The following is a 15767-nucleotide window of genomic DNA, read 5'->3' as shown; positions in this document are numbered from 1 at the left end:
CGCTTTATGCCGGAAGTGTATGCAAAAGATTTGCTTTTGTCAATAAAATTGCCTTATTGCCGCACCAAAACACAAGCTTTCAGGGTCCCGAATGCGCTGAGCGATACTGAAAAATGGCTTTTGGGAACACAAAAAAAGCGCCAATCACAACAGGTTACCTGCTGTTGGCGCTTTTTCAGACTCAGGAAAAAAGCCCTGGATCAAAGCCCGGTTTCTGCCAGGGAATCCACCAGCTCTTTTTGCTTTTTGCTCAGCTTTTTGGGCATTTTCACGTTGACCACCACGTACATGTCGCCCCGGCCGCTGCCGCGCATGTGGGGCAGGCCCCTGCCGGCCACCCGGAGTTTGCTTTTGGGCTGGGCGCCCGGGGGTATTTTCATATTGATCTGCCCGCCGTCCACGGTGGGAACGGTCACGCTTGTGCCCAGCAGGGCCTCTGTGAGCCTGATGTCGCGGTTGACGTAGATGTCAAATCCCTCGTTGGAAAACACCCGGTCGGCAACAATTTTGGAGCGGATATACATGTCCCCGGACGGACCCCCATAGGGACTGGGCTGGCCCCTTCCGGCCAGGCGCACCTTTTTGCCGTCAATCAAGCCCTTGGGAATTTTCACGGTCAGGGTCTCGGTTTTGCCCGAAGGCGTCTGCACGGAAACGGTTTTTGTCACGCCGGTGGCGATTTCCTGCAGGGTCAGGGGCAGCTCGGTTTCAACGTCTCTGCCCTTGGCCTCCATGCCCTGCTGCTGCCGGCCGCCTGCGGCATCGCCGAAACCAAACATGCTTTCCGGATCAAAGGAAAACCGGCCCTTTTGCCCGCTTCTGCCCCGGCCGCCGCCAAAAGAGAAAAACGATCCGCCGCCGCCGCCGCCGAAGCCGAACTCCCGGAGAATATCTCCGAGATCCACATCCCGGAAAATGTCATCCTGGCTGTAGCGCTGCCGGAAGTCCTCGTCCCCGTAAGTGTCATACTGCTTGCGCTTTTCCGGATCACTGAGCACGGCATAGGCCTCGCTGATCTCCTTGAACTTTTCCTCGTTTTCCTTGGAGCCCGAGGAGTGGTCCGGATGATATTTCATGGCCAGCTTGCGGTAGGCCTTTTTGATATCCTCCTGGGATGCGCTTTTGTCCACGCCGAGTATTTTGTAATAATCCTTCTGGGCCATATCTGCATCACCGTTTTTGTGTTTTATTTGTAAAATGGGTCTGTGCTGTCTTGATCAATACAATAATTCACATCCCACGGATGTCAACCCCGGTTAGGCGCTGAACCATCCGAAAAATTTATGGATTCGTTGTGGGCGGATGCCCCTGCACCCCCGTGTCCGCCGCAGCGGGCCTTTAAGGCCACCATGAGCACGGACAGGGCCGCCGGGGTAATGCCCTCGATGCGCGAGGCCTGGCCCATGGATACCGGCCGGACCCTGAAGAGTTTTTCCCGCAGTTCGTTGGACAGGCCGTGCACTCCGGAAAAATCAAAATTTTCGGGTATGGGGGTGGTTTCCAGGCTTTTGAATTTTTCGATTTCCTTTAGCTGCTTGCGGATATAGCCCTCGTACTTGACCGCGATTTCCACCTGACCGATGACCCGGGCGTCCAGCGGCCGGTCCGGCGGGGCGAATTTGCGGATCACGTCATAGTCGAGCTCGTTGCGCTTGAGCAGCTGGGCTGCGGGCGTGCCCGTGGTCACAGCCGCGGACTTGCGTCCGGCCAGGTACTGGTCCAGCTCCGGGCCCGGTCGGATGGCAGTTTTGCCAAGCCGATTGATCTCGGCCTGGATCTGCTCCCGCCGCTGCTTTAATTCCTTTGCCGCGTCATGGCCGATCAGACCCAGGTCATGGCCGATTTCCATCAACCGCAGATCCGCGTTGTCCTCGCGCAGCATGAGCCGGTACTCAGCCCGGGAGGTAAACATCCGGTAGGGCTCAGCCGTGCCCCGGGTGACCAGATCATCGATCATCACGCCCATATAGGCCTGGGACCGGTCCAGGACAAAGGCCGGCCTGTGCTGCACCCGGCAGGCCGCGTTAATCCCGGCCCACAGCCCCTGGGCCGCGGCCTCCTCGTAGCCGGAGGTGCCGTTGATCTGGCCGGCCAGGTACAACCCGGCCACCTTTCGGGTCTCCAGGGTGGGCAAAAGCTGCATGGGATCCACGTAATCATATTCAATGGCATAGGCCGGCCGCATGATTTCGGCCTGCTCCAGCCCGCAGATAGTTCGCACCAACTGCACCTGGATCTCCAGGGGCAGGCTGTTTCCCAGCCCGGAAACATAAATCTCCTTTGTGTCCAGGCCTTCTGGCTCCAAAATCACCTGGTGGCTCTGCCGGTCCGGAAACTTGACCACCTTGTCTTCAAACGAGGGACAGTACCGGGCCGAAACCCCGGAGATAAACCCGCCGTACAGCGATGACCGGGAGATATTGTCTGCCACCGTGCGGATGGTTTCGGCATTGGCCGCACCAATAAAGCTTGGCACCTGGGGCAGGGAGAGTCCGGTGGATGAATAGGAAAAGGGGCGGGGCGATTCCTGTGAGTCCTGGCGCTCGAGCACGGAAAAATCAATGCTGTCGCGGTGCAGCCGGGGCGGGGTGCCGGTTTTCATCCGGCCCATGGCAAAACCCACGGCCTTTAAATCCGCGGAAAGCCCTTCTGCGGAAAACTCCCCGGCCCGGCCGGCCATAAACGAATTGTTTCCGATATGCACCCGGCCGGCCAGAAACGTGCCCGTGGCCAGAATCACGGTTTGCCCGTAAAACGCAAACCCGGTGCGGTCCACCACTCCGACGGCCTGGTTGTCTTCCACCAGTAGCCGGTCCACGAGCACCTGCTTGATGTCAATGCCCGGTGTGTCTTCGAGCACCGCCTTCATGGCCGTGTGATAGCGGATCTTGTCGTTCTGGGTCCTGGAAGAGTGCACGGCCGGGCCCTTGCGGGTATTCAGGGTCCGGAAATGAATGGCGGTGCGGTCCGTGACCCGGGCCATCTCGCCGCCCAGGGCGTCGATTTCCCGCACCAGCTGGCCCTTGGCCATGCCGCCCACAGACGGACTGCACGGCATGGCCGCGATCTTGTCCAAATCAATTGCGGCAAGCATCACCCGGCATCCCATGCGCGCTGCGGCCAGGGCCGCCTCGCATCCCGCATGACCCGCGCCCACCACAATGACGTCATATGTTTTGTTGTGCTGGTTCATTGCACCGGCTCATGGTTCGTGATAATGTTTTCCTGAACCGAGCGTTTCAGTTTTAAAACTGAAACGCTCGGTTTGGGATTTTGAAAAATCGGAATTTAAACCTTGATGGCACCGTAAAAAGTTTGATTTCAGATGGTGCCGTAAAAAGTACAAGATCAAGGCTTGCGCAATTTCGAAGAATGCAGCGTACTTATCCGTACGTGAAATTCTGAGAAATTGCGCATAACGCAGATATTGGATTTTTTCCGGCATCATCAAACCTTTAATGTAGGATCTGCGACACGGCCGGTCAAGGCATTTGACCGCCTTGTGCCGCAAAATCATGAAAAACCGCTACACAGACTTAAACACCTATCTGCGGGGCCTGTTTGGCTGCCGGGTGCAGAAAATTACCATTGACGCGGGCCTGGGATGCCCCAACCGCGACGGCACCCTTTCGCGCGCCGGGTGCGTTTACTGCAACCAAAAGGGCTCTGGCACGGGTGCGGCCGCGCAGGGCAAATCCATCACTCAACAGGCAGAACAAGCCAAACACGCCCTGACCCGGCGGTACAAGGCCAAAAAATTCATCGCCTATTTCCAGTCCTACACCAACACCTATGCCCCGACCTCCCGCCTAAAGCAGCTATATGACGAGGCCCTTGATGTTGAAAACATGGCGGGCCTTTTTGTGGGAACCCGGCCGGACTGCGTCAATGATGAAAACCTGGATCTGCTGGCGAGCTATCAGGATCAATACCTGGTATGGGTGGAATACGGCCTGCAGTCTGTCCATGACGCCACACTTGCGCGTATCAACCGGGGCCACGACTTTGCCGCATTTGAAAACGCCGTGCACGCTGCCCGAAAACGCGGCATTCACGTGTGCGCACACGTGATTTTGGGCCTTCCCGGGGAGTCGGAAAAACAGATGATGAAGACCGCAAAAACCCTTTCTGACATGGATATTAACGGTGTCAAGATTCATCTTCTCTATGTGGTCAAAAACACCATGCTCCACCAGTGGTTTGACAATGGCCGATACACCTGCCTGGACCAGGATCAATACGTCAACCTCACGTGCGCGTTTTTAACCCACCTGCGGGATGACATCATCATCTCCCGCCTCACCGGCGACCCTCACCGCAAAGAACTTATCGCCCCGGCCTGGGCAGTCAACAAAACCCAGACCTTAAACCAGATCCGAAACACCCTGGAACAGCAAAACCTTTATCAGGGCATGCACGCCTGAGTGCGGCTTTTTCTCATCTCTGCTGCCAAAACAAAAAAGCCCGGTCACCTGACCGGGCTTACTATCTGATATGGCGGAGAGAGAGGGATTCGAACCCTCGATGGAGGTTTCCCCCCATACTCGCTTAGCAGGCGAGCGCCTTCAGCCGACTCGGCCATCTCTCCGCAAAATACTGCAAAAATCATTATTTTTCAGCTTACATACCAGCCCTGCCAGCGGTTGTCAAGAAGTCAGAACGGCCATAATTTCGACTTGTACCTTGAACCTTAAGCCTTCGGCCTTGCACCTTTCTCAGGCTTTCCCGCCCCAAACCAAACCGCCCCCACCACCAACGGCCCATATGCAACAACAACCCCCAAAGCACCATCCAGAAACCCCGCGATCACAAGCGCGGCCACCGGCAGTAGCCAGAAAAGATTAATCGCCCCGTACACAATCGAAACCGGGGTATGAGAGCCGTATCTGCGCGCCGCGTGCTGGTAGGCATGACTCCGGTGTGCCTCATACACCTTTTCGCCCCGCAAACCCCGGCGCACCAGGGTCACTGTGGCATCCACGATAAAAGCCCCCAGCAAAATAACCCATCCCCAAAACAATTCCGGCTGGATCCACCCGGCATAAACCGACAGCACCCCCAGCACCATCCCCAGAAACCCGCTGCCGGCATCACCCATGAAAATCTTTGCAGTGGGGAAATTCCACACCAGAAAACCCGCCGCGGCCGCGGCCAGCAGCAGTCCAGCCATCCACGCACCGTTCTCGCATCCCGGGCAAAGCCAGTATAAAACCGCACCCCCGGCGCACACGGTTATGGCCTCGATACCGGCAATCCCATTGATGCCGTCCATAAAGTTATAGAGATTCAACAGCCATACCAAGTAAACAGCCGCCAGCACATGCCCGGCAACACCCAGATTGATCGCCGCCCCGAACACGGGCAGCGGCGACAGCCCTCCCAGCCAGAACAAAGCCCAAGCTGCTGCCGCAAAATGCCCGGTCAGCCGAAATCTTGCCGGTATATCTTTCCGGTCATCCGCCCATCCAACGGCGGCAACCAGGCCCCCCGCCCCAAACAGGGCCAAAAATAAAAAAACCGGCAAAAAGCCGGTCATCATCAATACAAGCAATCCCAGGAGAAAGGTCAGAACAACCGCCATCCCCCCGCCTCGCGGCGTTGGCACATCATGGGAGCTGCGCTCATTGGGTATGTCCAACAGGCTTTTTGAAAGCGCATAACGCCGCAGCACCCCTGTCAGCGCAAACGCGGCCAAGCATACAAAAACAAGAAGAAACCAGAAAATCATTTATACAACCCGCTATCAAAACATCATTTCCTGAAAATGTTAGCTCATACCACGGACATCAAAGTGATCCAACAGCAGTAGTTGAACAGCCGTCAACCACAGGGACCATGACCGGTTTTTCCTTATATTCCTTTTTGGTGATTTTTTCAAAAAGGCACTGGCTGACATCCGGAGACAGCGTCCTCTCCCCGCATGCGGGGCATTCATAATAGGAAACGTTTTCAACAAGAAACAGTTTCCCGTGAATCCTCAGCTCGATTTCGCCATGCTTATGCGCAAGCGCTTCATGGCAAGCTGCGCACTTCATTCGCTTTTCCTCTTTTTAAAATTTTTATCCCATCTTCCAGGAGACAACGCCGGGTCATAGGCAGTTATTATCCAGACAGGATCGACTGAGCATTGAACATGCAATGCCTTCCTTCTGTGACTTATACCAGAGACCAGGCAGGAAGGTCCATATTTATCATCCGGATAAGATTCGATGATTTCCCCGTTTAGTATCGCTTCCTTGATTTCTGTGGGTTGAATATTGCGTTCTATTAATCTTTCAACCGCATGCAGGGTAAGCCGGTGCTGGTCGTTTCTGACAATATCCTGTATTTTACCAAAATCAATTTCCATTATCCCAGCATCCCCGCATCTTCTCAACTGACTCACTGACTCGCCGACACACCGCCTTATTGCCTCATCCACCGAAATCACCGGCCGCCATCCCAGCTTCTCACAGGTGTGCCCGATATCCACCTGCAATGAACCGATCAACCGCTCCACCTCTGCCCTTTTGCCTATCACAGATCCTCCCAGCCGAAGTAGAGCAGGCGGCACCGGCAAAAGCCTTGCCTTTTTGCCCATTGCCTGCGCCAGTCTCCTGATCAACTCGGGAGTGGAAAGATCCTCCCCGTCAGACACCAAAAAAGTCTGCCCCCCTGCAGCCGGATGTTCAAGACAGACTCCAATCAGATCCACCAGATTGTCCAAAGCCACCATGCTCCGCCGGTTTCGCACCAGCCCCAGCGGCAGCGGCAGTCCCTTTTGCACCGCCTGCATCAACCGCAGAAAATTGGCCTTCACCCCTGGCCCGTAAACCAGCGGCGGCCGGATGATCACCACCTCCAGCCCGGTTTCTTTTTCCACTTGGCGCAAACCCTGCTCTGCCTCGAACTTGGATATTGCATAAGGATCCTGCGGCGCCGGCGCATCCTGCACAGTAAACGGCCTGCCAAATTCTGTGGCCTCCCCGTTTACCTTCACCGAGCTTAAAAAAACCAGCCGCTTCACCCCCGCCCCAGCCGCCTGCCGGGCCAAATTCAGGGTGCCCGCCACGTTGACCCGCCGAAATTCCGCCAAAGGATCCCCGGCCTTATCCACCATCACATGCACCCGGGCGGCCAGATGGACAACTGCATCCACTCCATTCAGTCCAGCGGACCAGTCTGTAGCCGGCCCCAGGTCGCCAACTACGATACCATCCGTATCTAAGGCCCGCCTGAGCGCCGGACGCACTGCAAAGCCCTTTTCAGGGATAACTTCGCAAAGCCGTCGGCCAATAAATCCGGTTGCGCCGGTGATAAACAACTTTACATTTTGCATGTCAATCTGCATGCTATTATTTATTTTTTGTTTCTTGTTGTTGACACGATCTTGCATAGAAAATGTTGTTCTTATATTTCATTCTTGCCTTCTGAACTCTGACTTACCGAGTCACCGATTCACTGACTCACCGCCCAACCGACGCACTGACCATCTGCTCATAAATCTCCATATGCGCATCCACAATTTTTTCAATTGCAAACTCGCGCTCAGCCAGTTTACGCCCTGCCCGGCCCATGGATTTGCGCAATTCAGGGTTTTCAATAAGTTTTTGCACGGCATCGGCCAGGGCATCTGCATCACGCACAGGCACCAGTAATCCGGTTCTCCCCGGCTCTATGGCATCCCGACAACCGGGAACATCAGTGGTCACAACAGCCCTGCCGCATGCAGCAGCTTCCACTAAGACCTTGGGCAGTCCTTCTCGATATGACGGCAATGCAATAATATTTGATTTGGCAAACAATTCCGGAATATCTCTGCGATACCCCAAAACTTCTACCACATTTTCCTTTCGCCAGACATCCAGCATCGCCTGGGACACTGAAGCCGGATTGTCCTGGTCAATATCACCGATTAGCCAAAACCGGGCTTTTATCCCCCTGCCTCGAAGAATGCGGGCTCCCCGCACAAACTCCTCCACCCCCTTGTCCTTGAGCAGGCGGGAAGCAAAGGCAATCACCGGGATGCCATCAGGCTCGGGCAGATATGAATATTTCTCCAGAGCAACCCCGGAACCCCTGAGAATGATCGCCTGTTTTTCAGAAATCACTCTGTTTTGAATCAACAAACTTTTGTCTTCCGGGTTCTGAAATATAACCCGGGTTCTACTGCTTCGCAGCGCGAACCGATACAATACAGATACTATCCGGCGAAATACACCCGCCTTGATCCCACGGGCCACAAACACGTAACCAAGGCCGGATATGGAGGCGACCCGGCCCTTGATCCCCGCAAACCGGCTGGCAACACCGCCGTAAACAACCGGCTTTATGGTCACACAATGCACGATGTCCGGTTTTATGCCTTTGACAAGCTTGTATATAGCCAGGAAGCTTTCAAGCTCTCGGCCAATGCCCGTCCCGCTCCGGCACAAAGGCAGCGGATGCAGTTCGATTCCCAGGGATGACAAATAATCCCAATGGTCTGTAAAAGCGCAAGCCAGATGCACCCTGTAGCCTTCCTTCATCGCTGTCATTGCGATGGGCAGGCGATGGGACACAAAAAACCAGTCCACGTTAACCATGAAAAGCAGGCTTTTATTTAAATAACTTCCAGATCGCTGGCACATTAATCCATAATGCCTTTTATAACTGCCCGGCAGCCTGCCGGACAACCTCCGCATATCTTTTCCCCCAAACATCCGTGGAAAAATGTTTGTCTGCATACATAGACGCAGTCTCACCCACAGACCTGCATTTTTCTTCATTACGTATACAATCCGCAATCTGCTGCGCCCATAAACGCGAATCATCAACGGACAGGACCCAGCCGGTCTTTCCATGCTCGACAATCTCCGGCATGCCGCCAGCATTGCTCACCATGACAGGCAGGCCGATATACATTGCCTCCTGGACAGCATTGGGCACTCCTTCATCCAAAGAAGGCAGCACCAGAAGATCGGCCTTGCTCATCAAAGAATGAATATCGTCTCGCCAGCCGAGGGGCTCCACATTTTCCTGCAGCCCGGTTTTTTTTATATCTTCTATTAGCCGTTTTGCGTAATCTTCCTCGAAGACGCCCCCTGCGACCTGGAACAATATTCTTCTATTAACACCAATGCGTTTAAGTTCAGCAATCGCTTCGATCATTAATCGCTGATTTTTGCGCTCGCAAATGCTGCCCACCTCCAGAATCTGAAAAGGTTGTTCTGGATTTTGGTTTCCGTCCTGCCCGCGTTTTCTTTTCTTAAGGGACTCCAGTCGATTCAACTCGATTCCAGGGACAAGGGTATAGGATTTATAATTAAATTTTTCGGCTGCTTTTTGTCCGAATATTTGCTCTCCGGCGCTTTCATACTGGTGAACAACCACGCGAGAAATTTGTAATCCAAGGCCATAGATCCTTTTTATAACGCCTCTGGAATGCCATGAGCCATCGACATCCCAGACGACCGGCCGCCTTGCAAGCCATGCGCCCAGTACAGCAAAGGCAATGCCCTTGCTTCCACGGAGCCAGACAACATCAGCATCGGACTTTCTGATCAATCTCGCAAATGCAAGATTCTGCATTATAAGAGCAAGTGCCGCCCGAAGCTTGAAAAAAAGGCTTCCGCCGAACAACGCCCCGTGGCGAAGCCTAAGAATTTCGAGGAGTTTAAGGCAAATAGTTTCAACCCCCTGGGCTTCAGCTGCCGCAAGCAAATCGCTGCCCGGCTCTGATGCAATGCAAACGTCTATACCCTCATGTTTTAATACCTGGCACAGGGTAAGCAACCGCCGCGGCGCGCCGGTAAGGCCGCCTGGGGTGGGCATGTAGCATAAAAGCCTGGTCATTTATCTCCACACGATATCGGAATGATTATGCTGGCCGGGCCACGCCTTCCGGTATTTCTTTTTTGTCAAGCTCTTTCCAGCTCCAGGCGGCTGACCGGGCCGTTGATTCCGGCTTTGGCAAGACGCCTTTCCTGAGGCGTTCTGAAAAACCAGCCAGGACATAGTCTGGCAACACTTCCACCATACACGCTTTTGGAAAGACAAAAAAGGATAACCTGCTTGAGAGCCGGTGTCTCTTTTTTTACTCTCCGGATTTCATCCGCTTTTGATAGCATCTTCCATTCGAGTATCAGGATTTCCGAGTTGAAGATAACCGATCTCGTCACTTACCAGTAAATCCTGTGATTGATAATAATGGAGCTTTTTGACCAGAGAATGATCAGCATCGGCGGCAATGAGCTGGTTGATCCTATCCATTGTGGAGGCAAACAGCGTCTTGATGCCGGCCTGGGTGGCAGCATAGGTTATCATTTGGCCGGAAAGCTTTTGCCCACACCCGGATTGCCGATCAGGATGATATCTTTTTTCTGATCAATAAAGTCCAGATCCATCAGGTTTAAAATGCAGTCAGAAATCAGTTTTAACGATTTCTTGACGCAAAAACCTGGTCAGGGCAAAGCAGAAAATGGGTCACGGAGATGGGTCACAAAATAAAAAGAGCCAGCCGTGAAAACGGCTAACCCTTTGATTGTTCAGTTGGCATCCCCAAGGGGGTTTGAACCCCTGTCGCCGGCGTGAAAGGCCGGCGATGGTTTTTTCATACCCCTGAGACGCTGCGAAACTATTGATTTTTCGGTGCTACATAAAAAACGCGGTCTAAATTTATGTGGAATTTTGTCAGTTTCATCATGGGTTTTTAAAAAAAACTACACATAAAGTTACACATGCCAAAAAGGATTTTCAAACCGCAATTCTGGGCGTTTCAAACCTCTGATCTGCAAAATTAAAAATTCAGGCATCGGTAATTTTTTCAAACCCGTTCCGTTGCCCGAGGTTTTCCAAACAGCCGATGACGGGATTCAATGTCAAGATTTTTTTCAGCTCAAACCGATAAAAAGACTTATCTTCGCCCGCTTTTCAACCGCCAAGTACATGCTGATAAAGATTGTAGTAGGAATTGGCCATGGATTTTCCGGTAAACAAACGCTCATAGCGCTGACGCGCCCCGGCGCCCAGCTTCCCGGCCAGCTCATCGTCATTGCTTAACCGCTGCATGGCGGCCCTGAGATCGTTTGGATCTCCGGGCTTTACAACCAGGCCCGATTCGCCATGGACATTGACGTAAGTGGTCCCGGTTCCCATCTCAGAGGAAATCAAAGGCCGGCCAAACATCGCCCCTTCAACCAGGGTTAATCCAAAGGCCTCGGCGCGCATGTGAGACGGAAACACCACCGCCCGGCAGAGCCGAAACAATGCGGCCTTCCAGCTATCAGACACATATCCCAAAAAGATCACATTGGTCAGGCCCAGTTCACGTGCCCGGGCGCGCAGTTCCTGTTCCATGGGCCCGATGCCGGCGATAACGACCCGCATGTTGGTATTGGCCACTGCGTCAAGCAAAAAATGCAAGCCCTTATAATAGCGCAGCACCCCCACAAAAAGAAAAAATCCACTGCCTACCTCGGCCTGAACCCGCCTCAGAACCGCTTCATCCGGCACCGGATAACTCGCCTCATCCAGACCAATCGGGATGACCTCCACCCGGTCAGAAACCGACTGCAGCACAGGGCTGGTCGTGAAATAATTCCGGGAGGTGGCCACCACCCGCGTCATCGCCTTTAAAAACCGCAACATCAGCGGCCTGTAAAGGGCTGCCAGCTTCTGCTGGCGCACCACGTCAGAATGGTAAGTCAGCACCGTTGGCGCGCTGACAGCACCTGAAAAATGCATCACATCCGCAAAAGGCCACGGAAAGTGGTAATGGACAATGTCTGCCTCGCGCGCCTCCCAGCGAAACGCCATTAATGCGGAGGCAGACATGCCGCAGGAGGCTATATCCAAATCCCGCCGGTAGCGGATCACCGTTGCTTCCTCGCGCTCCACCCGATAGTCTCTGCCATGGGGTGCCAGGGTCAGCACCCGGTTCTCCGCGCCCAGCGCCCGGGTGCCCGCACAGATCTGGCGGATGGTTTCCTCAAGCCCGCCCTGGCTTTCGGGAAAATAGGTTTTATAGACATGTGTTATTCGCATCCGCACTCCTTGTCGACGCAATGGCCGCCTGCATGGCCGCCAGAAATTTCTCCGTACCAAATCCTGAGGCCCGTGCCTCACAGGCCGGGCGCATTTGCGCTGCCCGCTCGGCGCTCAACCCGCGCACCGCAGCGGCAATGACTTCCGGCGCGGGCGCATTGACCAGAATGCCCGTCTTGCCGTGGATCACTGTTTCAAGCAACCCGCCCTCGGCAACTCCGATCACCGGCTTGCCAGCAGCCATGGATTCCACCGGGGACATTCCGAAATCCTCATCCTGAGCCACATAAATCGTTGCCCTGGCACGGCCAACCAGCTCACGCATCCCCGCATCAGACTGCCAGCCCGTAAACTCAATATTGGCACACCCGCCCGCTATCTGCCGCAGACGCGCCTCATCCGCCCCCCCCGAGGCCACCACCAGACGCTGATCCGGCATCTGCCGGAAAGCCTCAATAATTTTGTCCACGCGCTTAAACGGCTCCAGCCGGGCCGGCGAGAGAAAATAACCCTCATCTGCAAGCCATCGGTAGCCGGTTGTGTCGCAGGGCGGGTTTACCACAGTGGCATCCAGGCCCAGGTAGCGTTTTAAGCGGCCGCGCACGTTTTGGGAATTTGCAAGAATGACATCCATCCGCCCAAGCGCGGCCTCATAGCGACGCCTGACCCACCACACCAGCGCCCGGAACACCGGCCGCTGCCACCACGAAATCTGTGCAAGATAATACTCGTAAAGATCATAGGCAAAGCGCGGGAGGGTATGGCAGTAATACAGGTTACGCCCTGGCGGCCTGTGCCAAACGCCTTCCAGGGCAGTCGATCCGCTGAAAATGACCCAATCATAGTCCGCAAGAAAACCCGCGCGGCGACGAAACCGGTACAGCCCGGAAAGCGTGCGCCAGGCCCGAAAAGACACTCCCGGAGGCGGCCCCAGCTCACAACACCGCACTCCGGCCATTTCTGAATCCGGAAACGCATCCGAATCCCGAAATGCAACAACAATATCGGTCTTTGAAATCCCTTCTGCAAGCACAAGCGTCAAATACTCCGCACCGCCGCGGCAAAACAGAAAATCGTAAACCAAAACCCCGGTTCCGTGGGCCCTCAATGCCGCATCACCTGTCTTTGCATTTTACTACTTTGGGATTTCTGAAAAACTTATTCCAAAAATTCAAAGGGCAAGCCCGGACAATTTTGCAGAAAGCGTACAGCTTCTCCTGGACGCGCAGCAAATGATAAAAATTATACAAGCCGACACAGAATTAATCAGACTTGGCCTTAACATTTTTATACGATGCCCAGACAAAAAAGCCCCCGTCCCCTGTCACTGTAATTAAACGGTTTAAGATGACAGCAACCAGCAGTTCTGCCTGAGCCACTTCAGCCCCCAGCAAAAACAGAAGCACCATTTCTCTGATTCCAACACCCGCCGGAGCGCCGGGCGTGACAAGTCCCGCAAGCCATGCCACCACGTAGGCGGCTGCATACAAGATGATAAATTCAAATGAGAATATATTACTGTTTTTGCCTGTAACAATCGCCAATGTAGCGACAAAGACAAGACCTGATAAGAAAAGAAACAGAAGATGGCAGGAAAAAGCCTTTGCTGCAGATGCTCCCAGCACAGACCGTAAACAAAGGCCTGCCGCGAGGATAACAGCCAGGAAACCTGTTAATGACAAACCAACTGATAGTCCCGGAAATATCGACGGCATTATTAAGCAGGAAAATGTAAGCCCGGCCGTTGAAATAAAAGCCAACTCCCAGAAAATCGATTTTGCAAGTGCCCAGCCAGGCACCTCTGCCGCAACCCCTAAAGCCTGTCTGCCGGCGAACTGGAAAATATTGCCGGGAATATATTTTGCCAGCTGCGAAACACCATATATCCTTATGGACCAGCTTTTATCAGCCCTGACCCGGAGCATGGAAAGAATATTCCACCATGCAGCAGCAAGTAAAAAGTTCGCACATCCGTAAACAAACGCCAGAGTTAAAACTGCTGCCCACTCCCCGGTCCCGAACCGGTCAAAATCAAGGTCTCCTGAGTATTGATACAGGCGTATACCGATAAAAATAACGCCTGCCAGGCCAAGTCCCGTACCAGCCCATTGCAGCCATGTTTTTAAAGATGGTTTCATACTGTTTTTATTTCAAGGCATCGCACAAAACCATGGACCATGGAAGCGGTGTCCTTACGCGCACAACCCGGAAATATTTTTCAACCAACTGGACAAATTTTGACTTTGACCAATGCTGAACATGCCCCGGTGTGTTTCCCAAGCTCGCGAAATATTTGAAGCGCATCATATTCAATGCCCGCCACAGAGGTTCCCTCGGAACGCTGAGGATGACATGCTGTCTTGCTATTCGTGCCAAGGTCGCCAATCCTTCTTCAGGATTTTCCAGATGCTCTAAAACCTCGCAGCACACCACCAAGTCCGCGCTGTCCTCGTTCTTGCTTAGCTCGTAAATGCTTCTTGCCTTGAAAATTTCCGGGGATACTCCCTTTTCAACCGCATTGCCCCTGGCTATATCAATCACTTTAGAGGAAAAATCGGAGCCCCGAGCATCAAATCCCTCCTTGTTCCAATTCAAGACCCAGAACCCTTCCCCACAGCCGATTTCATGTATAGTCTCCGGCGCTGCATCTTTTACGAGATCGGAAAGAGCATTGTCAAAGCCTTTTACAAGCATTCGCTCAATCGGGTTGCCTGAGCCGTACTTGTCATAGGTGTTGCCCACAACAACGCCTTCTTCCTTTAGTCCGCCCGATATTTTCATTTAATTGTCCCCACTTTCCGAATGACTCTCTTTCCTGCTCTTATACTGCAGCTCTTCCAGCAGCTGCCTGTTTACCCCCAGAAGATCAGCCACAAAAGCCAGCATGATTGTCTGCGATCCCATCAGGATAAGTATGCTGGTCAAAATAAGGGACTGGATATGGCCTTCGCCCTGGCCGGCAAAATAAAAATACAGAAACCGCATTCCTACCAAGACGCCCGCGGCAAACAGCAGCCCCCCGATCGAGGCAAAGAACCTGAACGGCTTGTAGACCACAAAGATCCGCAGGATCGTGATAACCGATCTTTGAATATATGACGGAATGGATTTAAACAGCCTGGAAGGCCGCAAATAGGCGTTTGTTTTTACAGGCACCCAGGTGATGGCAATGTTTTTCTGGCCGGCCTGGATGATGGTCTCCAGGGTATAGGTGTAGTTGTTAAACACGTTGATCCTTCTGGCCGCCTCTGCGCTGATGGCCCGAAAGCCGCTCGGCGCGTCCGGGATGTCTGTCCCGCTGGCCACGCGCACGGTCCAGCTTCCGAATTTCTGGAGCAGCTTTTTGAGCCTGGAAAAATCACCGATCTCTGAAATCGCCCTGGCACCCACAACAAGCTCTGCTTTTTTCTCCAGGATGGGCCGGACAAGATCAGGGATGCAGTCTGCGCAATATTGGTTGTCCGCATCCGTATTAACAATAATGTCTGCCCCCCGCTCCAGACAGGCCTGCATGCCGGCCATAAACGTCCTGGCCAGCCCCATGTTCTGGGGATTGGACACGATATGATCCACCCCGTTTTCCCTGGCCACCTCAACCGTCCTGTCCGTACTTCCGTCGTCAATGACCAGCCATTCCACCTCATCAATGCCCGGCACTTCCCTAGGCAAAGCGGACAGGGCTATGGATAGTGTTTCTTCTTCGTTGTAAGCCGGTATCTGGATTATAAGTTTCATGGATTGATCCAGTTTATTTCTCTGTTATC

13 protein-coding genes, 1 tRNA gene and 1 pseudogene are annotated in these 15767 nt (G+C 53.6%); 1 reads left to right on the top strand and 14 read right to left on the bottom strand.

All coding sequences use genetic code 11. The features are described from left to right. Positions 1-200: 200 nt before the first annotated feature. Both HNR65_RS01650 and mnmG read right to left on the bottom strand, forming a co-directional pair. On the bottom strand, positions 201-1163 hold the full coding sequence (locus HNR65_RS01650) for a DnaJ C-terminal domain-containing protein (protein ID WP_181549699.1): 963 nt from the start codon (positions 1161-1163) through the stop codon (positions 201-203). An 83-nt stretch (positions 1164-1246) separates the two neighbouring features. Beyond that, on the bottom strand, positions 1247-3193 hold the full coding sequence (mnmG, locus tag HNR65_RS01645) for a tRNA uridine-5-carboxymethylaminomethyl(34) synthesis enzyme MnmG (protein ID WP_181549698.1): 1947 nt from the start codon (positions 3191-3193) through the stop codon (positions 1247-1249). A gap of 322 nt (positions 3194-3515) precedes the next feature. Here mnmG and mnmL point away from each other — a divergent pair, with 322 nt between their 5' ends. After that, positions 3516-4424 carry a tRNA modification radical SAM protein MnmL/YtqA gene (gene mnmL, locus HNR65_RS01640; RefSeq protein WP_181549697.1) on the top strand — a complete coding sequence of 303 codons (909 nt, stop codon included), beginning with the start codon at positions 3516-3518 and terminating at the stop codon, positions 4422-4424. 71 nt (positions 4425-4495) lie between these two features. Here mnmL and HNR65_RS01635 read toward each other — a convergent pair. From HNR65_RS01635 to HNR65_RS01575, 12 genes and pseudogenes are all read right to left on the bottom strand, one after another. Next, positions 4496-4588, bottom strand: a tRNA-Ser gene (locus HNR65_RS01635). A gap of 102 nt (positions 4589-4690) precedes the next feature. Beyond that, positions 4691-5581: an MraY family glycosyltransferase gene (locus tag HNR65_RS01630; RefSeq protein ID WP_220128246.1), complete on the bottom strand. Its 891-nt coding sequence runs from the start codon at positions 5579-5581 to the stop codon at positions 4691-4693. A 205-nt stretch (positions 5582-5786) separates the two neighbouring features. Beyond that, positions 5787-6035, bottom strand: coding sequence for a YgiT-type zinc finger protein (locus HNR65_RS01625; RefSeq protein ID WP_181549695.1), 249 nt, complete (start codon positions 6033-6035; stop codon positions 5787-5789). Further along, entirely contained in the window at positions 6032-7318 is a 1287-nt protein-coding gene (locus tag HNR65_RS01620; RefSeq protein ID WP_181549694.1) for an NAD-dependent epimerase/dehydratase family protein, read from the bottom strand. The genes HNR65_RS01625 and HNR65_RS01620 overlap by 4 nt, the downstream gene beginning before the upstream one ends. 127 nt (positions 7319-7445) lie before the next feature. Further along, positions 7446-8609: a glycosyltransferase family 4 protein gene (locus HNR65_RS01615; RefSeq protein WP_181549693.1), complete on the bottom strand. Its 1164-nt coding sequence runs from the start codon at positions 8607-8609 to the stop codon at positions 7446-7448. Positions 8610-8625: 16 nt separating this feature from the next. Further along, positions 8626-9813 (bottom strand): glycosyltransferase, encoded by a 1188-nt coding sequence (locus HNR65_RS01610; RefSeq protein ID WP_181549692.1) that lies wholly within the window; start codon positions 9811-9813, stop codon positions 8626-8628. A gap of 255 nt (positions 9814-10068) precedes the next feature. After that, positions 10069-10364, bottom strand: a pseudogene (locus HNR65_RS17930) (ATP-binding protein). A gap of 526 nt (positions 10365-10890) precedes the next feature. Then, on the bottom strand, positions 10891-12003 hold the full coding sequence (locus HNR65_RS01595; RefSeq protein ID WP_181549691.1) for a glycosyltransferase: 1113 nt from the start codon (positions 12001-12003) through the stop codon (positions 10891-10893). Beyond that, a complete protein-coding gene (locus HNR65_RS01590; protein ID WP_181549690.1) occupies positions 11981-13111 on the bottom strand; it encodes a glycosyltransferase in 1131 nt (376 codons plus the stop codon). Before HNR65_RS01590 ends, HNR65_RS01595 begins: the two co-directional genes overlap by 23 nt. 154 nt (positions 13112-13265) lie before the next feature. Continuing rightward, positions 13266-14141, bottom strand: coding sequence for a hypothetical protein (locus HNR65_RS01585; protein WP_181549689.1), 876 nt, complete (start codon positions 14139-14141; stop codon positions 13266-13268). Positions 14142-14148: 7 nt separating this feature from the next. Then, positions 14149-14784, bottom strand: a complete 636-nt coding sequence (locus HNR65_RS01580) for a class I SAM-dependent methyltransferase (RefSeq protein WP_181549688.1) — start codon at positions 14782-14784, stop codon at positions 14149-14151. After that, positions 14785-15738: a glycosyltransferase family 2 protein gene (locus HNR65_RS01575; RefSeq protein WP_181549687.1), complete on the bottom strand. Its 954-nt coding sequence runs from the start codon at positions 15736-15738 to the stop codon at positions 14785-14787. It abuts the gene before it with no gap. Between the last annotated feature and the right edge of the window lie 29 nt (positions 15739-15767).

This window comes from Desulfosalsimonas propionicica (genome assembly GCF_013761005.1).
GTDB lineage: Bacteria > Desulfobacterota > Desulfobacteria > Desulfobacterales > Desulfosalsimonadaceae > Desulfosalsimonas > Desulfosalsimonas propionicica.
Note: the sequence above shows the minus strand (reverse complement) of the source record. Positions and strands in the feature narration are given on the sequence as shown.